Annotated in this window: 21 protein-coding genes; 10 read left to right on the top strand and 11 right to left on the bottom strand. The window is 44.2% G+C overall.

The window, feature by feature from the left end:
* From AXF23_RS03625 to AXF23_RS03595, 7 genes are all read left to right on the top strand, one after another.
* Complete coding sequence (locus tag AXF23_RS03625) at positions 1-1,308, top strand: serpin family protein (RefSeq protein ID WP_107624330.1); 1,308 nt, start codon at positions 1-3, stop codon at positions 1,306-1,308.
* A gap of 1,072 nt (positions 1,309-2,380) precedes the next feature.
* Entirely contained in the window at positions 2,381-4,603 is a 2,223-nt protein-coding gene (locus AXF23_RS03620) for a M3 family metallopeptidase (protein WP_107624329.1), read from the top strand.
* Between the two features lie 93 nt (positions 4,604-4,696).
* The gene (locus tag AXF23_RS03615; RefSeq protein WP_107624328.1) at positions 4,697-5,386 is read left to right on the top strand and encodes a murein L,D-transpeptidase catalytic domain-containing protein; all 690 of its coding nucleotides are present in this window, start codon (positions 4,697-4,699) and stop codon (positions 5,384-5,386) included.
* Positions 5,373-5,957, top strand: coding sequence for a 50S ribosomal protein L19 (locus tag AXF23_RS03610; RefSeq protein ID WP_107624327.1), 585 nt, complete (start codon positions 5,373-5,375; stop codon positions 5,955-5,957). The genes AXF23_RS03615 and AXF23_RS03610 overlap by 14 nt, the downstream gene beginning before the upstream one ends.
* Before the next feature lie 234 nt (positions 5,958-6,191).
* A complete protein-coding gene (locus AXF23_RS03605; RefSeq protein WP_107624326.1) occupies positions 6,192-8,771 on the top strand; it encodes a Tex family protein in 2,580 nt (859 codons plus the stop codon).
* A gap of 4 nt (positions 8,772-8,775) precedes the next feature.
* The gene (locus AXF23_RS03600) at positions 8,776-9,273 is read left to right on the top strand and encodes an STM3941 family protein (RefSeq protein WP_107624325.1); all 498 of its coding nucleotides are present in this window, start codon (positions 8,776-8,778) and stop codon (positions 9,271-9,273) included.
* A gap of 472 nt (positions 9,274-9,745) precedes the next feature.
* The gene (locus AXF23_RS03595; RefSeq protein WP_199222157.1) at positions 9,746-10,384 is read left to right on the top strand and encodes a hypothetical protein; all 639 of its coding nucleotides are present in this window, start codon (positions 9,746-9,748) and stop codon (positions 10,382-10,384) included.
* A 965-nt stretch (positions 10,385-11,349) separates the two neighbouring features.
* Here the strand turns inward: AXF23_RS03595 and AXF23_RS03590 are convergent.
* The 9 genes from AXF23_RS03590 to uvrB form a co-directional block, all read right to left on the bottom strand.
* Entirely contained in the window at positions 11,350-12,099 is a 750-nt protein-coding gene (locus AXF23_RS03590) for a hypothetical protein (RefSeq protein WP_107625781.1), read from the bottom strand.
* 116 nt (positions 12,100-12,215) lie between these two features.
* Positions 12,216-12,683, bottom strand: a complete 468-nt coding sequence (locus tag AXF23_RS03585; protein WP_107624324.1) for a hypothetical protein — start codon at positions 12,681-12,683, stop codon at positions 12,216-12,218.
* Between the two features lie 90 nt (positions 12,684-12,773).
* Positions 12,774-13,241: a nucleoside deaminase gene (locus AXF23_RS03580; protein ID WP_009013157.1), complete on the bottom strand. Its 468-nt coding sequence runs from the start codon at positions 13,239-13,241 to the stop codon at positions 12,774-12,776.
* 23 nt (positions 13,242-13,264) lie between these two features.
* Positions 13,265-13,903 (bottom strand): HD domain-containing protein, encoded by a 639-nt coding sequence (locus AXF23_RS03575; RefSeq protein ID WP_107624323.1) that lies wholly within the window; start codon positions 13,901-13,903, stop codon positions 13,265-13,267.
* A 118-nt stretch (positions 13,904-14,021) separates the two neighbouring features.
* Complete coding sequence (gene menA, locus AXF23_RS03570; RefSeq protein WP_107624322.1) at positions 14,022-14,963, bottom strand: 1,4-dihydroxy-2-naphthoate octaprenyltransferase; 942 nt, start codon at positions 14,961-14,963, stop codon at positions 14,022-14,024.
* Between the two features lie 24 nt (positions 14,964-14,987).
* Positions 14,988-17,387 (bottom strand): putative porin, encoded by a 2,400-nt coding sequence (locus tag AXF23_RS03565; protein ID WP_107624321.1) that lies wholly within the window; start codon positions 17,385-17,387, stop codon positions 14,988-14,990.
* Positions 17,388-17,618, bottom strand: a complete 231-nt coding sequence (locus AXF23_RS03560) for a hypothetical protein (RefSeq protein ID WP_089366776.1) — start codon at positions 17,616-17,618, stop codon at positions 17,388-17,390.
* A 46-nt stretch (positions 17,619-17,664) separates the two neighbouring features.
* Positions 17,665-18,618 carry a DUF4468 domain-containing protein gene (locus tag AXF23_RS03555; RefSeq protein WP_107624320.1) on the bottom strand — a complete coding sequence of 318 codons (954 nt, stop codon included), beginning with the start codon at positions 18,616-18,618 and terminating at the stop codon, positions 17,665-17,667.
* Between the two features lie 695 nt (positions 18,619-19,313).
* Entirely contained in the window at positions 19,314-21,359 is a 2,046-nt protein-coding gene (gene uvrB / locus AXF23_RS03550; RefSeq protein WP_107624319.1) for an excinuclease ABC subunit UvrB, read from the bottom strand.
* A gap of 149 nt (positions 21,360-21,508) precedes the next feature.
* Here uvrB and AXF23_RS03545 point away from each other — a divergent pair, with 149 nt between their 5' ends.
* From AXF23_RS03545 to AXF23_RS03535, 3 genes are read left to right on the top strand one after another with little or no spacing between them, the layout of a single operon-like run.
* A complete protein-coding gene (locus AXF23_RS03545) occupies positions 21,509-22,333 on the top strand; it encodes an outer membrane protein assembly factor BamD (protein ID WP_107624318.1) in 825 nt (274 codons plus the stop codon).
* Positions 22,334-22,367: 34 nt separating this feature from the next.
* Positions 22,368-22,709, top strand: coding sequence for a DNA-directed RNA polymerase subunit omega (locus AXF23_RS03540; protein WP_089366773.1), 342 nt, complete (start codon positions 22,368-22,370; stop codon positions 22,707-22,709).
* A gap of 5 nt (positions 22,710-22,714) precedes the next feature.
* Positions 22,715-23,167, top strand: coding sequence for a DUF4293 domain-containing protein (locus AXF23_RS03535; RefSeq protein ID WP_009013166.1), 453 nt, complete (start codon positions 22,715-22,717; stop codon positions 23,165-23,167).
* A 139-nt stretch (positions 23,168-23,306) separates the two neighbouring features.
* Here the strand turns inward: AXF23_RS03535 and udk are convergent, their stop codons facing one another.
* Positions 23,307-23,942: a uridine kinase gene (gene udk, locus AXF23_RS03530; RefSeq protein WP_009013167.1), complete on the bottom strand. Its 636-nt coding sequence runs from the start codon at positions 23,940-23,942 to the stop codon at positions 23,307-23,309.
* 170 nt (positions 23,943-24,112) lie between these two features.
* Positions 24,113-24,697 carry a uracil-DNA glycosylase family protein gene (locus tag AXF23_RS03525; protein ID WP_107624317.1) on the bottom strand — a complete coding sequence of 195 codons (585 nt, stop codon included), beginning with the start codon at positions 24,695-24,697 and terminating at the stop codon, positions 24,113-24,115.
* Between the last annotated feature and the right edge of the window lie 31 nt (positions 24,698-24,728).

Here is a 24,728-nt window from a genome sequence, read left to right as displayed (position 1 = left end):
ATGGCCAAAAAGCTTCTATTCCTACCCATCCTACTCTTATTAGTTTGTTGTACACAATCTAAGAAGGCTTTACAGAAACTTGAACAAACTGCCAAGGAGGCTACAACAAGTTTGCAGCCTACCCTTGAGGACGCTGCCAAGAAGGCTGATCCCGACTATCAACTGTCTGAGAAAGAGGAGAGGTTGGTGTCTTCTTCTAATGCGTTCAGCCTTAAGTTGTTCCAACTACTTGCTAATAAAAAGGGGAAGGAGAGTGTGGCTCTCTCACCAATGGCCGTCATCTATTCGCTGAATATGCTCAACAATGGGGCGAATGGGAAGACGCAAGCGGTTATCTCAAAGGCTCTCGGCTATACTGCTGACGACCTTGAGGACATCAACTCACTAAATAGAACGATGCTGATTGGTCAGAGAAAGGGAGGAATTGACGAACAGAACGATTCGTCAGGATACATGATTACGGCCAACTTCCTAATACTGAATGGGCAAACAAAGCTTTTACCCGATTTTCAAGAGGTGTTAGAACATGATTATTTCACCAATATTATCGACAATGCCAACACTCCGAAGGGAAAAGAAAGAGCAAACAAACTCTGTAAGACGATAACCAAAGGAGACATTACGAAGCTGCCCATCAACCTCACAGGACCACGTGCAGCACAGCTTTTCAATGCTGTTACGCTCAAGACGGCTTGGTCTTTACCGTTCTATAAGGAGCTTACTAAGTCCATGCCATTCCATTGTGAAGATGGGAGAACACGCCAGGTTCGGATGATGATGAACGATGATACGATGCAAATGTACCAAGGCTATAACGCAAAGGACTATCAGGTGCTGCTAATGCCTCTACAGAACGGTTTTAGACTATATGCTATCCTACCGCTGAAGAAGGTTAACTTGCAGGATGTCATCCGTAAGTTAACCGTCAAAGAACTACGTAAAATAGCGCAAAGCACCAAGACATACGACAATGTAAACGTACTGTTTCCTTGCTTTTCTACATCTTCGAATATCCCGTTGAAGCAGTTGTATGGGGACATGGGACTGGCGAATCTCTTCTCTCATGAAGCCGATTTCAGTAGGATGAGTGCGCAACCTCTTGCTGTCGATGATGTCTTCCAACAGATAAACCTGAATGTTAATGAAGACGGAGTCAGTGCAAAAGCCATTCAAGTAACCCACATTGCTTATCTCTCCGCAAATGATAACACGTCTTCCTTTAGCTTCAAAGCTGACCACCCCTTCCTTTATTACGTCCTTGACCGGTATAATAACCTCTGTTTTATGGGGACGTATATGGGCGACTAAGGCTGACTGTAGGGGTATAGAAAGCAACAAATCTTCTACTACCCCACCTTCTGAATGAGGTTTCAAACAGTCTTTATCATATCAGAACACTCATCCCAAAATGCTTCGACAGGCTTCACCTCATATTCGTTTCTGAATGAAATAGGAGCATGAACACTGTGATAATCCCACGTAAAATTACGTTTAACCTATTGTGTAGATTACATTCATGGAAGGAACGTAATGCGTAGTCTTGTTCATTCTACCCTTTGTCCATTCAAAGCTCGCCGTCGCTGTCGGTCATCTAAGCTGTTTAGAGTGTCCTGAAAAATCATTACAAACAACCTTGTAAAACGTTGGGAACGAGAGAGCAAAGCACGTATAAAAGTGATCATATAACCTTCACATAATCAATCAGTTATATACACCACCTAAGAAGGGCGTCTTCAAGGCGCAAGAAGGGCATCTTTAAGAGGCAAGAAGGGCATGTTCTTGAACGTAGTTAGGCCTCTTCTTCATCCTTGAAGGGCAAGTATTGGTTTCAAGCCGACTGAAAACTATTTACAAGTCCACCATTCCCTTCGTTTGTTATCATACCGTCTATCATTCTTCCTCCCTGTTGTCTACTGCTGTTTTAATACTTATCTCGTGATGTGCGATACCTTCTCTAAGATTCTCATAGACGTATCTCAGTGGTTACACTCCCCTCAACTCTGAAAGGGGCAAGTGTGCACTTTTCGCTTGACCACGTCTGTATCTTCTGCTCACCCATTCTTTCTATGAGAGAAGAAACCTTAACTTCTTATTCGATTTATTTGATACTCTCGTTTTTTTTATGTAAGTTTGCGGAATAAAGGGAGATGGAGATGGAGATAAATGATAGGTGATATCAACACCTAACATTTAACACCTACCACCATGGAGTTACTATGGAAGTAAGTTGAATTGCATTACATCAACACCTAACATTTAACACCTGATTCGCTTCGGATGCTCAAATGGAGATAAATGATAGGTGGTATCAACACCTAACATTTAACACCTACCACCCATCCCCCCCTTACCCAACATTCAATACCCAACAATTAAAAACATGAAACAGAACCTCAAGAATGTTGTACTGGCCGCAGGACTTGCTTGCACAGCACTTACAGGTCAGGCACAAAACGTAAGACCGAAGACGACACAGACGGTCAGTAATTCGCTTATGAAACAGAGTACGCTACCTTTTAACGCTCCTGATTTCAGTCATATCAAGGGTACAGACTACCTGCCTGCCATCAAGTTGGCTATTGCTGAGCAAAGAGCTGAGATAAAGAAGATTACAGACAACAAGCAGAAGCCTACTTTCACCAATACTATCTTAGCTTACGAGCGGAGTGGAAAGAACTTGGAACGTATATCAAACATCTTCTATGCACTCGTATCAGCCGATAAGACAGGAGAAATAGAGAAGGCTCAAGGAAGCATAGTACCCTTAATGACGGAGTTTGAGAACGAGGTTAAGTTTAATCAGAAGTTCTTCCAACGTATTAAATATGTATATGACCACGAATACAATACGCTCAAAGGCGAGGATAAGAAGCTGCTGGAAGTAGTCTATAAAGACTTCACTCATGCTGGTGCCTTGCTCCCAAAGGAGAAGATGGCACGTATGCAAGAGATTAATAAGGAGTTGGCAAAACTTCAGCAGGACTTTGGCGATATGCTTCCGAAAGCTGCCAATGAGGCAACAGTATGGGTCAACGATGTGAAGGAACTGTCGGGTCTCAGCGAAGCAGATATTGCTCAGTGTAAGAAAGATGCTGAAAGCCGTGGCGGTAAGGCACCTTATTGTATTGTGATTACGAACACCACACAGCAACCTATCCTTGCAAGCCTCGACAACCGTAGCCTACGTGAGCGTGTCTACAATGCTTCTATCCATCGTACAGACGGTACGGGGGCTTACAACACCTTCCCTATCATCGTGAAGATAGCGCGTCTTCGTGCTGAGAAAGCGCAGTTGATGGGCTATAAAAACTATGCTTCATACTCCTTGGAGAAGACTATGGCAAAAAACACGGATAATGTCTATGCCTTTCTCCGCCAGATGATTGGTGCCTATAAACCAAAGGCTGAGGAGCAGACAAAGGCGATTGAGGAGTATATGAAGGGGCAAGTGAACAAGTTAGCGAGTGGACAAGTAGACAAGTTTACAGGTGAACAAGTTAACGCAAATAACTCGTCTACCAGTCAACCTGTCAACTCGTTTACTGCTCTCCAGCCTTACGACCGCTTCTATTATTCGTCAAAGATGAAGAAGGACCAGTTCAACTTCTCAGATGATGACGTGAAACCTTACTTCAATCTTGACTCTGTTCTTGTCAATGGTATCTTCTATGCGGCCCATCGCGTCTATGGTCTTAGCTTCCGTGAACGTAAGGATATCCCTACTTATCATAAGGACATGAAGGTATTCGACGTACTTGATGCTGATGGTAAGCAGTTGGCTCTGTTCTATTGTGATTACTTCCGCCGTCCAACAAAGCGCGGTGGTGCATGGATGAGTGCCTTCCTCAAGCAGAGCTTAGATAGGAATCAGAAACCATTAATATATAATGTGTGCAACTATGCGAAGGCCCCTGAAGGTCAACCAACACTCCTTACTTGGGACGAGACACAGACGATGTTCCACGAGTTCGGACATGCCCTGCATGGTATGCTATCTCATTGTAAGTATAACACATTGAGCGGTACGGCCTTAGCACGTGACTTCGTAGAGATGCCATCACAGTTTAATGAGTCGTTCGCAAGTATTCCAGAGGTGTTCAACCACTATGCACGCCATTACAAAACCAATGAGCCTATGCCTGACACATTGCGTGAGAAGATGCTTGGATCGCTCAATTTCCTTTCGGCATACGCATTGGGTGAGAACCTTGCAGCGACCTGCTTGGATATGGCTTGGCATTGTCTCTCTCCTTCTGAGGTTCCAACAGCTGAAGAGGCACCTGCTTTTGAGAAGAAGGTGTTGGCTGAGATTGGTCTACTAAACGCTCAGATACCTCCTCGTTATTCAACTTCTTACTTCAACCACATCTGGGGTGGAGGTTATGCAGCAGGTTATTATAGCTACCTATGGAGTGAGGTATTGGCCGTGAATATTGCTGACTATTTTGCAGAACACGGTGCACTGACTCGTAAGGTGGGTGATGATTTCCGCCAGAAGGTTCTCTCACGTGGTAATACTCGTGACCTTATGACTATCTTCTCAGACTTTACTGGTCTAAAGGCACCTGATACAAAGGGTCTTCTGAAGGCCAGAGGGATGTAGAAAGAATATCTATCGCTATCAGCCTCATCCCCATCCTCTCTCCGAATGGAGAGGGGTGTGGACATCGAGATAACACTATCTATTAGATAAATAATGGGAAACGATAAGACAAGAAACAAGTCAAAGGATGCCCAAACGATGGGGATAACGCACTGTGCACACCCCTTTCTACAAGGGAGAGGATGGAGGAGAGGCCGCCTTTTCATCTTATTCCTTCTCCTCTTCTTAACGCTCAACTTTGGCGTAAAAGGCTATTGGAAGATAAAGTCTTACACATTTCAAAGCCAATTCAAAGACGTGTGGGAAATCTGTCACGACAAGGGGTTTAACGAAGACTACTGTGTCCTCGTTGATTTCTCACGCCCGTCAGGTGAGGACAGAATGGCTATCATCGACTTAAACACATTATCCGTGCTCGACACAGGACCCTGTGCACACGGCAAAGGAGAAGGCAACAGTGCGTGGAAACCACGCTTCTCAAACAAGGAGGGAAGTCAATGTTCGAGTCTTGGACATTTCAAGATTGCTGAGAAAAGTTATTCTGCTAATGTTGGACTATGCTTTGCCCTTGATGGTCTTGATAGTTCAAACGATAATGCACGACGGAGACATATCCTCATTCATAGCTCTCGTTACGTGGATATTATGCACCACCTAACCTCCTATCTCCCACTCTCCAATGCTTCGTGGGGATGCTTCACTACAAGCCCAGCTATGCTGAAGAAGATTGAAGCCATCTGTGATAAAAGTAAGAAACCCATCTTGCTTTATGCCTATAAATAAGTTTGGTGAACAAAAGATGATGACGAAACTACAGTTGAAAAGACTCCTGACTTGCATACTACTGACAATGCTTGTCACCCTCAGCACACGTGGGCAAGCCCTTTGTGTCATTGATGGTACACCCCTACCCGACTCCCTCTTGCATGTCACTATCAATGAGATGCGTTCGGATTCGGCCAAAGAAATTGTGGCAAACAGACTCAGACTCATTCCACCCTATGCCATTGAGTCTATACAAATATTCTCACCAGAAGAACAGATAAAGCAAGGGAATAATCTTACTTTCTGTAAGACTCCAAGAGACATCGTCTTCATTAGGACCAACTCCTTTGCTGAACTACAATGGATAATAGATGGTAGACCGAAGAAACCACATAAGCGGTTGACTATCATTGAGTATATGCTCTCACCCAAAAGCATAACAGAAGCAATGCCAAAGAGCATTAAGTCTACTGATATCTCCGCCCTACACCTTATTACATATAGGAAGGACCCACGACAAGAGATGCGTCCGACCATCGTTATCGAGACCCGAAAAGCCTCTACCAAACCCTCTAAAAGAAGGAGATAAGGTATTGGCATAAACTGTTCCATTCTAAACAAGTAGAGAAAAAGATACTCACGCATGACAAACAAGGAATGGGAGATGATAAGTAAAAAGTGCTTATAAAGATAGAATAGACAAGGGTAAATGAGTATTAAAAGTATAGCCTACCTTGTAGAGGTAGTTCGCTATTTATCCTGTTCTCCACAGATTAGAGGGATGTAATCTCTCCTCTCTATACAAACAAAAAAACATCTATAAATGGATAGACCAACATCATACGGCAAAAAGACCGAACCAATGAATAATAACGAGCAGACTGCGAATACGACACCCTCCCTTTCTGGAGATCTGAAGGAGGCCTCCTTTATCTCTCAATCACTTTCCCTCCCTCGCAGAAGTGTATCGGCAGTCCTCATCCTACTCAACGAAGGCTGTACAATCCCATTCATTTCTCGCTATAGAAAGGAACGTACAGGAAACCTCAATGAGGTTCAGATAACCGATATCAGCGAACTTTACGACCGTCTGAAAGAACTCGCTAAACGTAAGGAAACTATCCTCAAGACCATTCGTGAGCAGGGGAAACTCACGACAGCATTAGAGGCTAAGATTCTGTCTTGTATGGATGCTACCGAACTGGAGGATATCTACCTACCTTATAAACCTAAACGACGCACACGAGCACAGATTGCTCGTGAACAAGGATTGGAGCCTTTAGCATTAGAGATCATGAGCGTGGCAGCCTCTTCCAACCCTTCTGTAGGGAGGAGAACAGATCTTTCCTGCTTATCCGAAAAGGAGAGAGACAAGCTTGCAAGTGCTTGGCAGGAATATCAAGGAGGAACCAAAGGGTCTTTATTCGCCCGTGAGCATGTAGATATTTCCACCCTTTTGGAGGGGTTAGGGAAGGCTTCTCTCACCCTTTCGAAGGAGTTAGAAGGAGCCTTAGACATCATCGCCGAGATTGTATCAGAGAACCAGCAAGCACGTAATACTGTCCGCACAGCTTACCATCGTGGGGCCATCATCTCATCAAAAGTTATCAAGAAGATGAAGGATACAGACGAGGCACAGAAGTTCTCCGACTACTTTGATTTCTCTGAACCACTCCGTCGATGCAACAGCCATAGGCTACTTGCCATGCGTAGAGGTGAGTCTCAAGGTATTCTACGAGTAAGTATTACGATTGAGGGGGAGGAATGTGTCTCACGCCTAACACGGCAGTTTGTACGTGGACATAGTCTTTGTCAGACCCTTGTCAGCCAAGCTGTTGAAGACTCCTTTAAGCGTCTTATCAATCCAAGTATGGAGAATGAGTTCGCAGCCTTGAGTAAGGAACGTGCCGACGAAGAAGCTATTAAAGTCTTTACAGAGAACCTCCGTCAACTTCTCCTGTCCCCTCCACTTGGTCAGAAACGTGTTCTTGCCCTCGACCCCGGCTTCGCCAATGGTTGTAAGATAGCTTGTCTGGATGAACAAGGTACTCTTCTCCATCACGAGATAATCTATCCGCATCCTCCACGCAACCAGGTGAGACAAGCCACAGAAGCGCTGCAAAGGATGATAAACACCTATAAGATTGAGGCTATTGCCATTGGTAATGGTACGGCAAGTAGGGAGTCTGAGACTTTCATTAGTAATATTCTCCAAGACACAACGAACGACTTTGGGAATATATTAAGATATGTAGTGAGCGAAGACGGTGCTTCCATCTATTCTGCTTCACCCGTAGCACGTGAGGAGTTCCCCGATGAAGATGTTACCACACGTGGTGCTGTATCCATCGGACGAAGGCTCATGGACCCTCTTGCCGAGCTTGTAAAGATTGACCCGAAGAGTATCGGTGTCGGACAATATCAGCACGATGTCGACCAATCAAAGCTCAAGCACTCACTCGACCAAACGGTGATGAGTTGTGTCAATCAGGTGGGAGTCAATCTCAATACAGCCTCTCGTCACTTACTTACCTACGTTAGCGGACTCGGTCCGGCCCTTGCTCAGAACATTATCGACTATCGTCATGAGCACGGTCCCTTCACTTCTCGTACCCAATTAAAGAAGGTGAAGCGTCTGGGTAATACTGCTTACCAACAATGTGCAGGCTTCCTTCGCATCCCCAATGCCAAAAACCCGCTCGACAACTCTGCTGTTCATCCCGAAAGCTATCACATTGTTGAACAGATGGCAAAGGACCATGGCTGTACGATAAAGGACTTGATTGGTAATAAGTCACTCTTGTCTCAGATTGATATCCAACGCTACATCCATAAAGGTCTTACCTCTCTAAGCCCAAGCAGTCTCCCTCCTCGTTCCTCCTCTCCGATAGCGAAGGAGACTATAGGTAATGGTTCGCAGAGAAGAGGGTCTAATAGTAAGTCTTCTGCAACTGATAGTGAGATTGCTACTAACACCCTTTCAGGGGGTTCGAAGAGGACTACTCCTTCTCTTTCGGAGGGTTTGAGCGAGACATCTCTGCCCCCTTTTGAAGGATTAGGAGAGGCTACCCTACGTGATATCATTGCCGAACTTGAGAAGCCAGGACGTGACCCACGTGGCGAGGTGGAGGTCTTCGAGTTTGACAAGAACGTCCATTCCCTCAACGACCTCATTGTTGGAATGGAACTACCGGGTATTGTGACGAACATTACCAACTTTGGTGCGTTCGTTGACATCGGTGTTCATCAAGACGGACTTGTACACATCTCCCAGCTCTCCGACCGTTTCGTCTCCGACCCCACACAGGTTATTCGCCTCCATCAGCACGTCCGTGTCCGTGTTGTTGAGGTCGACATGCGTCGCAAACGCATTGGATTAAGTATGAAGAATATCAAACAATAAAGATATGAATAAGACAAAGAAGACCCTTGCTTACTTAGGTGGCATAGCATTTACAATCTTAGGAATATGGCTCCTTACCATGGATACCTCCACAACAACCTATCCTGTTTGGAAGATAAAGGTTGCTGGTGTACTCTCCGTCACCTTCTTTGGTGGAAGTGTTTTATACATGACTTATAGAAAGATAAAACTTATCATAACCCATAAGAAAGATATTGAGTTTACTGATAGCGGCCTTTCTATCTATGGAGCTAAGGAAATATTATGGCGTGAAATAGCCGATTTCGATTTGATACGCTTTAAGGGTAATAGGTTGATAACCATCCAAATGAAGAATCCTACAGAGGTTCTTGCAAGCGAACCATCGTGGATAAAACGCAAGACAATGGAATACAACCTAAAAACTATCAATGCCAACTACGCTTTCCCTGCTTATTTAATAGATGGAAGAGCCGAGGAAGCACTTGCATTGTGCAAAGAGAAGTTGGCAGAACATCAATAAGATAAGTTGTCAACCAGTACTCCACCACCCTTGTCGGCCTCGTTGGTCTGATAAGCTAACACTCTCGCTTCTAATAATAAACGACGTATAAATCAGATGAATATGAGCGATAACCTCTTACTCTATATCATTACATATTATACAAGATAAGTTTTATTTTAGTTTGCTGTCATATTTAACATTTCATGCAACCCTCCTGTAAATTAATAAGTTAGGTGATGAGAATGAATGACAGTAATGACAGCAACTTTTATTTTGGGTGGAGAGACGTATTATCTATGTACAGAGACGGAGCGTGTTGGGAGTACTCATTTATCATAGAGTTAGCCAATACTGTCTCAAGAGACGGAGATGAACACCATAAAGCGTGATGTCTCTATCACTTGAAAAGGCGATAACATCATTTTAAGTACATCAAAGAGAGGTAGAGAGTATCGTCACTCTCTTCTCTTTAAATTAAACAATATAAAATATGGGAATACTTTTCGTTCTTATTTTCTGGGCCGTTATCTTCCTACTACTATCCTTAGTATCAGGCTTACTAACGCTCCCCTTTACTTATTTCCTTTGTAAAGAACAGAGGAAGAGGAGGATGATACTCTCCTTCTTCACGCCGGGTGTGGCTCTTTTCACCTACGCTGCAAGTAGCTTAGTAGCAATGATTATCATCGCAATCATTCTTGGAACGGATATAGGAATTGGTGATAGCTGGAGCACACCACTGAAGAATAACTACGAACTGAGCAGTATTGATACACCCGACAATGGAGGTATATGCAAGAAAGACGACCTTTACAACGAGATACTAATATCTGACGTTACACACATACAAGTGATTGGTGACTCCGTGATCGGTAAGGCGGACGGTAGATACTTTATATTTAATCTACAGGACGGGACCCATACTGACAGTCTTACCTATCAAGGTCTTACACGCCAAATAAGTCCTTCTTCCATCCACCTCATTGATAATAACACCTACTACTGGGACCAAAGAAGAACAGCCTACATCATTGGTGGCGTACTATCTCTCCTACTAACCGTCCTCGTCGTACGGCTTTTCTGGAGGATAGGTCTACATGTTTTTCAAAGGAGACAACAAGGGTCATAACTTCTCAACCATATAAATCCGTCTCAAAGCAGTATCAAGCAAATAAAGAACAGACCGCCCATTATCCTGCAACCAGTCCCAAGTTCCCTCTGCTTACAGGCCACACTCCCCTCATCCTGTGTATTTACAAAATAACTTACGAGTACGATGTCACTCCGCCAACGGTCTCTCTCTACTAATAAGTAAGGTTCTTCCGTTAAATGTGTGGACGCTTTTCGTAGTGCTTTAACGTAAGAGCCAAAGTTACTCATTAAACACGAATATAGCTGAGACAGTCAACTATCTATCCTATTGTCATCCTCTTTCATTGAAAATCTTTTCGTTTTAAGACTTCGAAAACCTGCAGGCAAGGGTTTGAAAAATCATTACATAAATTCAAGGAAAATACCTATAACTAACGGCAAAAATACACACATGAAGCAAGTTTGCAATCAACAGGGTATCAATTAGTTACCAAGTATAAAGTAAAAGGTGCCTAATTGGACTTCAAAAGGGCGTTAGCAAGGGTCTTAAAGAGCATCTTTTGCAAGCTTAAAGGGCGTCTTTTAGAAGCCAAAAGAGCATGTATTGGGTTTGAGATGTACGAAAATAGTTTACAAACATGATTTAATAAGGAAATAAGCAGGTTATAGACGACAGATAGACATCACACCTAATTACATTTATCATATAGTTTACTCCCCCCTATAAAACAATCTTATTGGAGGTAATCTTACCATGTATATGGATTAATCTCATTCTTTTAACAATCTACACATTTAACGGAAGAACCATAAATAAGGGACTTCCTCAAAGCTATATGCCACTAACTCATTTCAAGACAATTCTAAGAAAAATACTTGAAAGCCGTAGTCTATTCATGTCCGAATATATGTCAACTATTTTATTAGCCACCTCACGGCCTCATCGACAGCCCTTCCTCTATAACCATATCCCCTCTTTAAGCCCACTACACCAGCTTTCCACTATTTCTGTTCATTCTTATTCGGCACAGCGAGTCCGTCATCTATCTCTCCAGTAAGTACTATCAGCGAAGCCTTATATTTCCCTTTTGGAATCCTATCTATCACCGCCTCCTTATATCCAGTAGGTAAGAGACCACCCGGAAGCCATAGTACATTCGCCCCGACCTCGTTTCCCGACGCCATTCTCAACCTCAGTTTCTTTGGTTTAGGAATGTCAATTCTTACCAACACCCGATGTTTCCATGCCCCAGAAGGGATTCCCAACTCATGTTCAATACGTGATAAGTCACCATGACTCTTTGTCAAGACGCTATCCATCTCAGCCTTTGTCATAATAAACTGACTGTTATCAGCTTTCCCGATAGAGTCACCATCGTATCGTTCTAACATCGCTTTAGAAACGATACAAGAAGCACCAGCCTTAAAGTACTTTAGGTGTCGCCTGATATATCTTCGTTTCAAATAGCTTTCTGGGGCAGGTCGTTTACCCTTAGGAATATTCAGTATGCTTATTCTCGACATCCCCCTACGAAAGTATTTATCTACGAGACTTGCTTTATTAGCATAATAATAAGCGGTAACTTGCCTATCTGTCTTCTTCCCAAAGGCCTCCGTTGCTGAAGAGTCACGCACCGATAGACACCGTGTAGTGTCTTGGCCTGACGTGTATTGGGCATACACTGGCTGTCCCAACCCCACGAGGAGAAGGAGAAACGACATTAAACTCCTAAACAATCTTTTATTACTCATACCCATCTGATACACTTTTTTATCCTATAACACAAATCCTTCACAACCCCTCTGAACACACAAGAAGAACTCTTCTCATCAAAGACACCTTCTTCTTAGACCGCATACTATCTCGCTTAAAAATTATTCTTACGATAATGAACAACCTTACCCTGTTGGTCTGTTACAATGGTTAACGTCCGTACCCTGCGACAACCAGACATACGATAGACGTTATAAGCTGTATTTGGCAGCAATGGCAGACGATGAAGTAACAACGTATCGTCATGCAAAACAACACGGCAACAGGCGGGGAGATTATTGATATCAAGGACAGATGGATTGTAACTATCATACCAAAAGGCGTGTATATTCTTATTATAAATGACAGAGAACTTATCTGCAGCATCTTCACTGCTAAAGTTTAAGCCCCCTCCACAGACACAGCCCTCCTCTACAGAGAAAGTCTGCTCCCGTAGATTAAAACGAAGACCATCACCATCATAACATCCATGCATAAACAACAAGACAAACTCTATCAGTAGTGTCGAGACAAACACCGTGATAACTAAGGTCCTTGTTATTCTTATCTTTTCTCTCTTCATCACCCTTTTAGTAGATTAACCGCCGTACTAACGATATGAAAAAAATCAATGCGACAGCTGTGTGCGACATTGACTCTATGGTTAGGGACGCTAATATTCCGTTTTATCCAGCTTCTCATCCCACAGCTGAAACACCTTTATCGCCTCATCACGCAGCAGTATTTCAGATGGTTTCTTGCGATACTGCGGTGCTACCTCTATCTCTTGATAGATGAAATCATCATCAAATCCGATGTTAGCAGCGTCCTTTCTGTCGTTAGCATAGTAAATCTTATCGAGATGCGACCAATAGATAGCACCCAAGCACATAGGACAAGGTTCACAAGAGGTATAGATGTCACAGCCTGAGAGGTCGAATGTACCCAGCTTCTGACAGGCTTTACGGATAGCAGATACCTCTGCGTGTGCCGTTGGATCATTCTGAATCGTTACACCATTACTACCTTCTGCGATGATCTCACCCCTTCGAGCAATAACAGCCCCAAATGGTCCGCCACCATTACGTACGCTATCGGCCGAGAGTTCGATGGCCCTTCGCATTAAAGCTTCGTTCGTCATATCTTTTATTCTGTTCTTTTCTTTCATTTATCTTCTTCTCGTATCTGTCGATAGATACGGTCGAATACTTTTCTTAATGCCGTTTCGTCATCTATCGTCTTACGTATCGTCTCAAGGTTCTTAGCATTCGGAGAACCTGGTATCCATAGCCTCAGATAACCAGAACGCCCATATTTCTCTTTCATGTGATCACGGAAACGCAGCCACATCTCGTCATCGTTCTTCTCTGGATAGTTCTCTATTCCAAAGAGAATGGCACGAGAGAAGACCACCTCTGGCTCGAGGTCGCGATCAGCCTCAGCCACAATCTTCCCATAAATACTACGTGGTACCCGCGAACTGCTGGCACGATGGTCCTCAACAGCTTCCTTCATAATCTTTATCTGTTCGGTAGAGAACCATTTACGAAGGCGTTGGTCAGCAACGAGAATCTTACCACTTGTGAGATGATGGATGGCCCGTGGACCTTCCATACCAAGGTCGTGATAGGCCGCAATGACATAGACCATATTCACGTCGGCGCCTGTCACGGCTGCTAAAGCAAGCGAACTCTTAATGACACGTTGCACATGTCCGAGTCCATGACTCCGTCCGAAATCATTGTATCGTGGAAGTATCTGACGTTCCACAAAGGTCATTATTTCAAGATTGGGTTGTTGCATTGTTGGGTGAGGGGTGTTGGGTGTTGGGTGATGATGAATAGAGTTAAAGGGTGAGGGGTGTTGAATGTTGGGTGATAAGGAATTGTGATAATAACAGGTGGGGCTTGGCGGGAACATTTTACATGCTAACGATTGCTATTGCGGTTGCTATTCCGTAGAGCAGCATGTTACGGGCTGTCTGTGCCAAGATGGTGTTCAGCTCTTTGCCTCGCTTTATCTTCTTCATTCGCATGGCTGTCTTGTAATGCAAGACACTATAGGGTAGGAAGATGATGAACAAGAATAAGAAGGTGAGAAGACTACCGCTCTCCCCTGAAAAGAGAAGAAGAAGCAGCTGAAGGTAAGCGACAAGCCCTAAAGCTAAGTAGAGCCTTTCTGCCCTTCCCTCACCTATTCGTACGATGAGTGTTATCTTTCCGTCACGTTTGTCGTTCTCTCTGTCACGATAGTTATTGACAACAAGGAGGGTATCTATCACACATCCGCATATAACTCCCGACATAATCACTTGAAGACAAAGGGCTTGTGAATGATTGGGCAGGATGGCGTAGGTCGTAAAGACTACTGGGATGATACCAAAGAAGACTAATACCAGTACGTCTCCTAAACCTAAATAAGAGAAATAAGTGGTATAGAGAAAAGCGAAAAGAACGCACACTCCTCCTACGACAATCATCTCCCAACCACCAAAGAAGATGAGTGGAAGTCCTACAAGACAAGCCATTACGGAGGTGATGACAAGCCCCAGCCGCATCGCAGGGAGCGTTATCCACCCTTCCGAACAAGCCCGTTTCGGTCCTAACCGTGTCGTTCGATTGTCGTTACCCTTTATGCAATCGAAGTAGTCGTTAATGAAGTTGGAGTCTATTTGCATCAGAAAGGCAAAGAGAAAACAAAGTACAGCAGGCAAGACCCGAAAGTCCTCCCCGCCACCTAACCTCCAAGCCCATGCCGTACCTATCATCACAGGCACCATAGCACCGGTGAGCGTCTTCGGACGCGCAGCCAGTATCCATGCTGCAAGACTGTTGGTTGTTATGTTATTGTTCTCTATTATCACCTTAATCCCTTATTCTCTTGATGATTAATTGAAGAAGTTCCAGCTAATACCGAACTGTAACAATCGCTGATTGAGAGGATAGTGAGGTGTATAGAAATACCTTCCTCCATCCCCACAGTTCACATGTGTAAACATTATAAAAAAGCGAGTGTGTTGGAGTTGGAAGTTCGCATACGCATTAAGAAGCGGATAATTACCCATCTTCGTACGACTTGCCTCCGTCTCTTGTATGCCGAAGCTGCCTATGCCCGGTATATATTCAGGAGCATAATAGTTCGTGAAGTAACGACCATCAACACCAAGGTCAACATCCAAGACACGTGCTATTCTAAATCGAATGAAGAGGTTACTATAAGCGTTGAAGGTCGGTACAGGGAGTATATCTTCCTTACTTGATTTCTGTAAGGTCAGCACGTTCTGCCAATTAAAGATACCCAATCGGAAATCCTGTTGGAGCTGTACTGTCAGCAAACTAATAGGACTGCCCGACTGACGGACATTCAGATTGTTATGCTGAACAAGGTAGTTATCACCACTCTGTACACGGTCGTTCTGTATACCAAAGTAGGTATAGTTCTTGAGAACATCATAACCTACACGCAGCTTAGTGCGCGTCTTCTTCAGAGAGAACTCACCCAAAAGACGAGAGTGTATCTCCTGACCGAGGTTATTATCCCACATGTAATGCTTACCAAAGTACTGACCCATATAGAAGGAAGGGGCAGAACGATGGAAGAAAGCCGTCGCAGCCAACTGAACAGTATCTCCCAAGAGTGGGAAACCAAGGTCGGCATGCCCATCCACATGTACCTGTCCCGCACGACTACCAGCCACCCAGGCCTCAGCACTCACGTCATAATGGAAGGTCTTACCCTGTGTCTTCAACAGCTGACCACCCACAGACACGTCGTGTTGGTTCCATGTCTGCTCACCATTATATAGGGAGACAGTAGCACCCGATGGCGTTGTCATAGAAGGAAGTGTGTAATGACGCAACTCGTAAGAGACAAAGGCTTTCAGTCCTGCTTTGGCCCACTTGTTGAAACCCTCAAGTAGAGCGAGGGCAAAAGTATTCTTCAATGCCCAGTGCTTTGTCGTGTCATAGATAGAATCATTCGCAGCACTACCATAGTTAAAATAGTTCTGTGCATAGAAATCTGTCGGAGTGTCGTAGGCTTGATAGATACGACGATAGTTATCAAAACGTAGGGTATGGATAAAGCTCGTCACTGGCACATACTCATCCTTCATCCATTTCTGTGTAGAGTCCTTAGCCAAAGCGTCCTTCTTCTTAAGGTTAGCCATCTGTGTAGAGTCCTCCAAGTTGACCGTCATACGGTCGCTACCACTCACATTGGCCGTATCCTTCTTCGCTTGTGGTACATCACCAGCAATCACAGCATCGTCTGGACGCCCAGCAGAACGCTTCGTCTTGTCGTATGCCTCTTCGTCGAATTTCTCTCCTCTCGCCTTTGCCTGTCGTCGAGCCTTCTCTTTATCCTTCTCAGCAGCCTGTGCTTTATGGGATTTAAGGGCAAACTCCTTCGCCTTAATCTCCTCTGCTGTCATTGGCACCTTACGGAAGAAACCGAGGCTATAACGGTGATTAAAGAAGACGTGTTGATTGTCGTTTCTATTCCAATTCTGTTTTAGCACGGTTGGTATCTCCTCTTCGCTATAACTGTCACGGAACGACTCTGGATGCGTGATATAGGCATCATTGGTGATACCCCCATTCTCAGCAACCTTCTGATGATTAAGAGATAGGAGCAAGTGAGCCTGATAGCGTTCGCCTAAATAGCTCCCCCACATAGAGTAATTAAAGAGAGAAGTACTCTGACTACTATAATATCCGCGTCCATAAAGGTAGTCGAACTTGAAGCCAAAGCCCCATTCTTTACCCGCATTAACTGCGAAGAGAGCCTTAAAGCGGTCTTCTCCGTTGTTTCGATTACCCGCTGTATTATAGGTAAGAACCGTTATCGGCGAGAGTGTGGAGGTGAACTGGAAGTCACCAGGCTGCACGATAAACATACTATACGGGTCGAGGAAAAGGAACTCTGACGGTAGAGCGCGATCAATAAAGATACGGTTCTGACGTGGAGAGCCAAGGTTTCCCAATACATTATACTCCCCTCGCAGTCCAGTGGTCAGCCCTTCATTCATGAACATATACGACAACGTGTCAGGAACAGCAGCCTTGCGGTCGCCGAAACGTTCGTCTATTGTCCACACCTTCATCCCTCGTGGTATCTCTTTATGCTGACTTTGTATAGAGTCAGAGCGCCCTAATTTACGATTATTCCTATATCCATCAGCCGTAAACGTACCGTCATCATTAGGCATAGAGGTGTCATCAGTCTGTGCCAGGGCAGCATTGGCCACGAGCACAAAAAGCGCAAATAAGAAAGTAAGTCTCTTCATTTAACGAATAAAACGGAGTAGGCTTTCGATCATCTTAAAGACCATCGATGCAAGAATTATTATTATACCGGGTGTGTTTGTATCGGCAAGTAGATAGACAGCCACGCCCACAACGGCCCCAACCATGAAGATGATGTTAAGCCATTGACGGATAGGTAGGAACCTGTCGTTGATTTCTTTTTTACGACGTCGGTGTTCTGGACGACGTGCCGTACTGTTTTCTATTTCCATTTTCTATCTGTATTCTAATTTCATTAAGCGATGTCTTGCATGCAGACTACTTCAAAGCCTGTGCAAAACCATCAAAGATTGCGTTCTTACGGTCGACCGTTGCACGACGAAACTTACCTGATACAGGTAAGAGACGAGTATGTTTTTTGTTCACAGCATACTTATCTGTAATCCATTGCTCTGCTGACAAGTCAGACACATTACCCTGAACATCATAGCGATAAGTCAGACGGTTCATCGTCAGCGTGGCCTCTCCGTCACGGCAGGTAGCCTGTAAGACATAATTAAACTGGGTGAAGTCGAGTGAAAGGAACGAAGAAGAGAAGATTAACTTCTCACGCATTGTGGCAACAATGCTATGCTCTCCCTTGTTAACCAAGGCCACCTTACTACCTTCTAACTGGTTCTTATCCTGCGTCAAAGCCGTCAGATAAGCAAAAGCCTTATCGTAGAGTTCGTCTGCAGTAGCGCCCGGCACACTGATTGTCTCCGTCCACATTACTTGTCCGTTGACCTCTGGTATGAGTCCTTTCTGTAGATAAATGTCCTTGTTAGCCTTGCTATCTGTGTCCACATTCTTCGTACGCACGGCAGCTGTTGCAGCTGTCGTCGGAACGACCCATGCGTCAGACGTCGTATTACCCACCGTGTTTGTGGTAGTATTTGCCTTCGTCGTAGTAGTCTTCGTACCCATCTGTGCCTTATTAGCAGCCTCACGCAGTGCAGCAGCCTCACGACTCAAGCGTTCAGCCTCAGCGTTCATCTCGGCAATCTTCTTCTCCACTTCGCTTGCTTTCGCCTTGTCCTCAGCCTCTTTCTTGGCCTTGGCTTCAGCCTCAGCCTTGGCTTTTGCAGCATCAGCCTTAGCCTGTTCCAAAGCAGCTTTAGCCTCTTCTAACTGGCGCTGTGCCTGCTCTAACTTCTGTTTTGGGGTCAGTGTAGTCTGTGCCAAAGCCATCAAAGGGATACACAGAAATAGGAATATCAACGTTCTCTTCATAATCACAAACTTTTATCTAATGATATTTTAACAAGCAAAGATACAAATTATTGTTTGCTTTATCGAACCTTTCGATAAGTTTTTATCTTTTTTTTATTGCTTTCTGCTATTGATTTATAGGCTTCATCCGCTTTTCCATGAGTCTTAATGCTGGTTTTTCTATGGGAAAGGAAAACTATTCTCTATTTCTTTCAGTGTCTTTCATGGGGCAAGCACGATGCTCTCTTTATGCTTCTGGAACATCAAGAAACTTGTAAAAAATCATTACATAGAACCAATGCGGATACCCTCAATAGAGGAGTAGCACATGAGTTATAAACAAACTCATAATACACAACAAATCAACATATTACAAACTGCATTTAAGAACATGCCCTTCTTGCATCAAGAAGGGCGTTTCCTTAATGCAAGAAGGGCATGTTCTTAAACGGAGAAGGGCGTCTTCTTACCCCATCTCTGGCCTCTCTTCGAAATGAGAGGAATATGATTAGTGAAATATCCTTACAATTTCCACACACACATTCACCGTTCTTTCTTCTTTTATCCGCTATCTTATAGGGGCACCACGGTGGTTACGCTGTTCCCCGTTAAGGAGAGGTTGGGGAAGAAGTTACCCATGACAACGACACGTTCAGACACAATACAGAATTGTTCTGAAATCTTCTCGCTCTACGCATCACGTCAAAGTCGATACATTACTTGGCTTCCAACTCCTTTTGCAGACGGATAATCTCGTCACGATACTGTGCTGCTTGGAGGAAGTCGAGGTCTTTTGCTGCCTGCTTCATAAGGGCAGTTGTGTTGGCAATACTCTTCTCCAACTGTGCCTTACTCATCTTCGCAACAATTGGGTCGGCAGCATATAGGATATCATCATTAGGCTCGACGTAGGCTTGTCCTATATTCTTACTGATAGAAGCGGTCTGTGAGGTGACATTTGTCTCACCGCCCACTGGCAGCGTACCCTTAATAGCCTTAACAATTTGCTGTGGTGTGATATGATTTTCTTCGTTGTATTTCAGCTGTTTCGTACGCCTACGTAAGGTCTCGTCGATGGTCTTTTGCATGCTCTCCGTAACCGTATCGGCATACATAATCACCTTTCCATGTACGTTACGTGCCGCACGTCCGGCCGTCTGCGTCAGACTTCTATGACTACGAAGGAATCCCTCTTTATCGGCATCAAGGATGGCCACCAAGGAAACCTCTGGTAGGTCTAATCCCTCACGCAGTAGGTTGACACCCACAAGGACATCATAGATACCCGCACGGAGGTCGTTAATAATCTTAATACGGTCCAGACTGGCCACATCACTATGGATGTAAGCCGTTCGGATATCATGGTTCAGCAGGTATTCGGTAAGCTCCTCGGCCATACGCTTGGTCAGTGTCGTCACGAGGACACGCTCTTCTTTCTCGGCACGGATAACAATTTCGTTCATAAGGTCGTCTATCTGATTTTCAGAAGGACGCACCTCAATCTCCGGATCGAGCAGTCCCGTCGGACGAATGAGCTGTTCGACGACAACGCCCTCAGACTCAGCTAACTCGAAGTCGGCTGGTGTGGCTGACACATAGATAATCTGATGAATGAGGCTATGGAACTCCTCAAAACGCAACGGACGGTTGTCGAAGGCAGCAGGAAGACGGAATCCATACTCGACAAGGTTTTTCTTTCGCGCACGGTCGCCGCCATACATCGCTGAAATCTGCGGCACGCTGACATGGCTCTCATCAATCACCATGAGGTAATCCTGCGGGAAGAAGTCGAGCAAACAGTAAGGTCGCATACCCGCCTCACGCCCATCGAAATAGCGAGAATAGTTCTCGATACCCGAACAATGACCGAGTTCCTTAATCATCTCAATGTCATACTCTACTCGTTCCTTGATACGTTGTGCCTTGATATGGTCGCCAACCTCGTTGAAGAAGTCAACCTGTTTCACTAAGTCATCTTGTATCTGACGGATCGCCCCTTCGGTCTGCTCCTTAGATGTAACAAAGAGATTGGCTGGATAGACCTCGTAGGCATCGAAGGTGGCAAGGCGGTGGAAGTCGACAGCATCCACCTCCTCGATAGAGTCAATCTCATCATCCCACCACGTGATACGCAGGACATTATCGTTATAAGCCATCGCTATGTCGACAGTATCGCCCTTCACACGGAAATTACCACGCTGTAGTTCGATATCATTACGCATGTAGAGTGCATCTACCAAGCGACGTAAGAAATCATTACGGTCAATCACTTGACCCTTCTTAACGGAGATGACGTTCTCTTTCATCGCTACTGGTGCCCCCATACCATAGATACATGATACGGAAGACACGACGATCACGTCCTTACGACCTGACAATAAAGAAGATACGGCAGACAGTCTGAGCTTGTCAATCTCGTCATTAATAGCCAAGTCCTTCTCTATGTAGGTGTCAGTCACAGGCATATAAGCCTCAGGCTGATAGTAGTCATAATAAGAGACATAATACTCTACAGCATTATCAGGGAAGAATCCTTTCATCTCCTCATAAAGCTGTGCAGCCAAGGTCTTGTTATGCGACAAGATAAGGGTTGGCTTATTGACATTTGCAATGACGTTGGCAACGGTGAAGGTCTTACCCGAACCCGTCACACCCAAGAGCACTTGGCTCTTATCGCCACGCTCCAGTCCGTCTGTTAGTTCCTTTATTGCTTCTGGTTGGTCGCCTGTCGGCTTATATTTCGATGTTAGTTTGAAGTTCATTTCCTACACGTCAAGTGAATCAATCTTTGCTTGCAAAGATATAAAAAATCGCTGATAATATACAATTAATAGTGATTTTATGATAAAAAAGCATACCTCCTTTGCGTATTTATAGAATAATATGTAACTTTGCAGTTCAAAGTCAAATTATGAAGAAAAGAATTTTCGTTGGCATTTGCGCTGCCTTACTCCTGACCAGTTGTGCTCAGGAATATAATAAAGTCTATAAGACTACGAACAATGCCTATAAATACGAATTTGCAAAGGAATGCTTTGCAAAGGGGAAATATGGCTTTGCCGTTCCTCTCTTGCAAGACCTTGTAATGGTTGAAAAAGGTACGGATAATGCGCAAGAATGTCTTTATATGCTGGCTATGGCGGAGTATGGACTGAAAGACTATCAGGCTGCTTCTGAGACATTTAAGAAGTATTACCAGACCTATCCACGTGGACAATATGCTGAGATGGCATCGTTCTACATCGGACAAAGTCTTTTCGAGGGTACACCAGAACCACGTCTTGACCAGACACCTACCATCGCTGCGATTGCTGCCTTCCAAGAGTATTTGGACATCTACCCTAATGGTAAGATGAAAGGGACGGCCCAACAGCGACTCTTCGCCTTACAAGACAAGCTCGTTCGTAAGGAGTATCTTAATGCGAAGTTATACTATAATCTTGGCTCTTACTTTGGTAACTGTACCAGTGGCGGTAATAACTATGAGGCTTGCATCATCACGGCACAAAACGCTCTGAACGACTATCCTTATAGCGACTTACGTGAGAAATTCGCAATACTCATTATGAAGAGCAAGTTTGAACTGGCGCAGATGAGTGTCGAGGAGAAGAAGGTTCAGCGTTTCCAAGATGCCGAAGACGAGTGCTACGGATTTATCAATGAGTACCCAGAGTCAAAGGAGCGCAAGACAGCTGAGGAATATATCAAGAAGTGTAAGCAGATTACAAAAGATTAAAGAATAACAGACTTATAAAATATAGACAATTAGAATGGATTACAAGAAGTCAAAAGCACCGTCAAATACGGTAACCCGAGATGTTCAGGAGTTGTGGAAAGATACTGGTAACATCTATGAAAGTGTTGCTATCATAGCAAAGAGAGCAAACCAGATCTCGGTTGAAATAAAGCAGGACTTGAGTAAGAAACTTGCTGAGTTTGCTTCTTATAACGATTCTCTTGACGAGGTTTTCGAGAACCGTGAGCAGATTGAGATTAGCCGTTATTACGAGAAACTGCCTAAGCCAACACTGTTGGCTACAGAGGAGTTTTTGGATGGTGACGTTTATTGGCGCGACCCTTCTAAGGATGCTCTGAACGAGGAAGAATATTAAAAACTATGATACAAAGGAAACAAACAATATTCTTGTTTCTGGCATTGCTGGCGTCTATTGCTTGTCTGTGCTTGCCTGTGGGGAGCTTTGAACCAAAAGGAATGGGTACAGAGAGTACGTTGATGAACCTCTGGATAAGCAATGCGAATGGAGGTAAAGACTTTAGTGTGTGGGCCTTGTTTGCTATTCTCTTAGTTACTTGCCCTATCAACCTCTTTGCTATCTTCGACTATCATAATCGTAAACGTCAGGCTCGTGCCTGTGCTTTCTCGATGTTGATGATTATTGGATGGTATGTGGTTTATGGCGTGTTCAGCCAGATTTCCATGAATGGCTTTACTTTCCATATTGAGTTCGCAGCCTGTCTACCACTCGTCGCTTTCGTCCTCTTGTGGCTTGCACGCCACGCTATCCTTGCTGATGAGGCCTTGGTAAGAGCTGCTGACAGAATTAGATAAATCTAACACCTTATATAATAAAGATACAGCATCAAAGGGTTTGCCCTTTAATGCTGTATCTTTTTTGTTATTGGGCTTATTAGCCTAATTAGCCTAATAAGCCCAATATTCCCCTAAAAAGTAAGTGCCTACTTGCTATTTACTCACCTTTATCTTCTGGCATCAGTCCTTCGATATACTTACAAAGGATACTGATACCCTTCACATTCTCACCTCCTTGCGGGATGATAATATCGGCATAACGCTTTGTTGGCTCTATAAACTGCTCGTGCATAGGCTTCAATACCTCTAAATAACGCTCAACTACCATTGAGACAGTACGCCCACGGTCTATTGTGTCACGCTGAATATTACGAATAAGACGCTCGTCTGGGTCGCAGTCAACGAATATCTTGAGGTCCATCATCTCTCGTAGACGTCTGTTACTCAAGGCCATAATACCCTCAACGATAATCACTGGCTTTGGTTCTACATGGATAGTCTCTGGTAAACGGTTGCTGAGAATATAACTGTAGGTTGGCTGCTCGACTGCTCTTCCCTCTCGAAGCTCATTGACCTGCTTAATCAGTAATTTCCAGTCGAAGGCATCTGGGTGGTCGAAGTTGATTGCCTTACGCTCTTCATCGGTAAGTTCTGTCGTGTCATTGTAGTATGAATCTAATGGTACAACAGCCACATAATGAGGAGGAAGACTCTCTACAATTTTCTTTACTACGGTAGTCTTTCCTGAACCTGTTCCACCGGCTATGCCAATGATAGTTATTTTATCCTTCATCTTGATTGATTTTTATTATTCTTAATTATTAGGATTATTAGCCTTATTGGCCCCATCAGCCTTATTAGCCCTATTGGGTCATTAGCCCTATTAGGCCCATCAGCCTTATAAGCCCCATTGGGTTATTAGCCCTATTAGGCTCATTAGCCTTATTAGCCCCATTGCCCTTATTAGCCTAATATCCCTAAATCCCTAAACATCCTTTCGTAATACTCAGCCTTCTTCTCCACCTTCATAGGATAAGCACGGCTACTACTTGGCTCACGGTAAAGGTATAATGTCCGATTCTCAAAGCTAAACTCCCTACGATCTCCCATCTTCATCTTTCGCGCATCAATACCATAATGCTCTGTAAAAACCGTTGTCGCCAACTGACCAGCAGCTAACACAGCCTTACAATCAGGTAGTGAACGAAGCATATCATCAAGGTCGGCACGCTCAACTATCTCTAAGTCTTTATCTGATGCCGTACCTGTCGTACGATAGATACGCAAGGCTGTGTCAAAGATGGCTATTCCCTTTTCTTTCAAGAACGGCTTGAGTAAGTCGAGCTTATATGTTTTATTTTCTTCGTCCACAAAGTACTGCTTATCACCAAAGAAGATATGACCAAAGATACGCCACATGTCATTCGTGTAATTAGGGTAATACCACTCCATACACCACCGTTTTGGTGCTGGCGGAAAGGTTCCTAAAAGCAATAACTTAGCGTTCGATGGGAGCCAAGGCTCAAAGGGATGTGTTTCTATTTCCATTGTCATACTATTATCAATAAGGCTTATTGGG

It is taken from the genome of Prevotella sp. oral taxon 313 (assembly GCF_003043935.1).
In the GTDB taxonomy this organism is placed as follows: Bacteria; Bacteroidota; Bacteroidia; order Bacteroidales; family Bacteroidaceae; genus Prevotella; species Prevotella jejuni.
The sequence above is the reverse complement of the archived record's forward strand: the minus strand, read 5'-3'. Positions and strand labels throughout refer to the sequence as shown.

Coding starts and splice junctions, on each gene's coding strand:
- AXF23_RS03625 (WP_107624330.1), top strand. CDS start 1: ATGGCCAAAAAGCTTCTATTCCTACCCATCCTACTCTTATTAGTTTGT.
- AXF23_RS03620 (WP_107624329.1), top strand. CDS start 2,381: ATGAAACAGAACCTCAAGAATGTTGTACTGGCCGCAGGACTTGCTTGC.
- AXF23_RS03615 (WP_107624328.1), top strand. CDS start 4,697: ATGGGAAACGATAAGACAAGAAACAAGTCAAAGGATGCCCAAACGATG.
- AXF23_RS03610 (WP_107624327.1), top strand. CDS start 5,373: ATGCCTATAAATAAGTTTGGTGAACAAAAGATGATGACGAAACTACAG.
- AXF23_RS03605 (WP_107624326.1), top strand. CDS start 6,192: ATGGATAGACCAACATCATACGGCAAAAAGACCGAACCAATGAATAAT.
- AXF23_RS03600 (WP_107624325.1), top strand. CDS start 8,776: ATGAATAAGACAAAGAAGACCCTTGCTTACTTAGGTGGCATAGCATTT.
- AXF23_RS03595 (WP_199222157.1), top strand. CDS start 9,746: ATGGGAATACTTTTCGTTCTTATTTTCTGGGCCGTTATCTTCCTACTA.
- AXF23_RS03590 (WP_107625781.1), bottom strand. CDS start 12,099: ATGAGTAATAAAAGATTGTTTAGGAGTTTAATGTCGTTTCTCCTTCTC.
- AXF23_RS03585 (WP_107624324.1), bottom strand. CDS start 12,683: ATGAAGAGAGAAAAGATAAGAATAACAAGGACCTTAGTTATCACGGTG.
- AXF23_RS03580 (WP_009013157.1), bottom strand. CDS start 13,241: ATGACGAACGAAGCTTTAATGCGAAGGGCCATCGAACTCTCGGCCGAT.
- AXF23_RS03575 (WP_107624323.1), bottom strand. CDS start 13,903: ATGCAACAACCCAATCTTGAAATAATGACCTTTGTGGAACGTCAGATA.
- AXF23_RS03565 (WP_107624321.1), bottom strand. CDS start 17,387: ATGAAGAGACTTACTTTCTTATTTGCGCTTTTTGTGCTCGTGGCCAAT.
- AXF23_RS03560 (WP_089366776.1), bottom strand. CDS start 17,618: ATGGAAATAGAAAACAGTACGGCACGTCGTCCAGAACACCGACGTCGT.
- AXF23_RS03555 (WP_107624320.1), bottom strand. CDS start 18,618: ATGAAGAGAACGTTGATATTCCTATTTCTGTGTATCCCTTTGATGGCT.
- uvrB (WP_107624319.1), bottom strand. CDS start 21,359: ATGAACTTCAAACTAACATCGAAATATAAGCCGACAGGCGACCAACCA.
- AXF23_RS03545 (WP_107624318.1), top strand. CDS start 21,509: ATGAAGAAAAGAATTTTCGTTGGCATTTGCGCTGCCTTACTCCTGACC.
- AXF23_RS03540 (WP_089366773.1), top strand. CDS start 22,368: ATGGATTACAAGAAGTCAAAAGCACCGTCAAATACGGTAACCCGAGAT.
- AXF23_RS03535 (WP_009013166.1), top strand. CDS start 22,715: ATGATACAAAGGAAACAAACAATATTCTTGTTTCTGGCATTGCTGGCG.
- udk (WP_009013167.1), bottom strand. CDS start 23,942: ATGAAGGATAAAATAACTATCATTGGCATAGCCGGTGGAACAGGTTCA.
- AXF23_RS03525 (WP_107624317.1), bottom strand. CDS start 24,697: ATGGAAATAGAAACACATCCCTTTGAGCCTTGGCTCCCATCGAACGCT.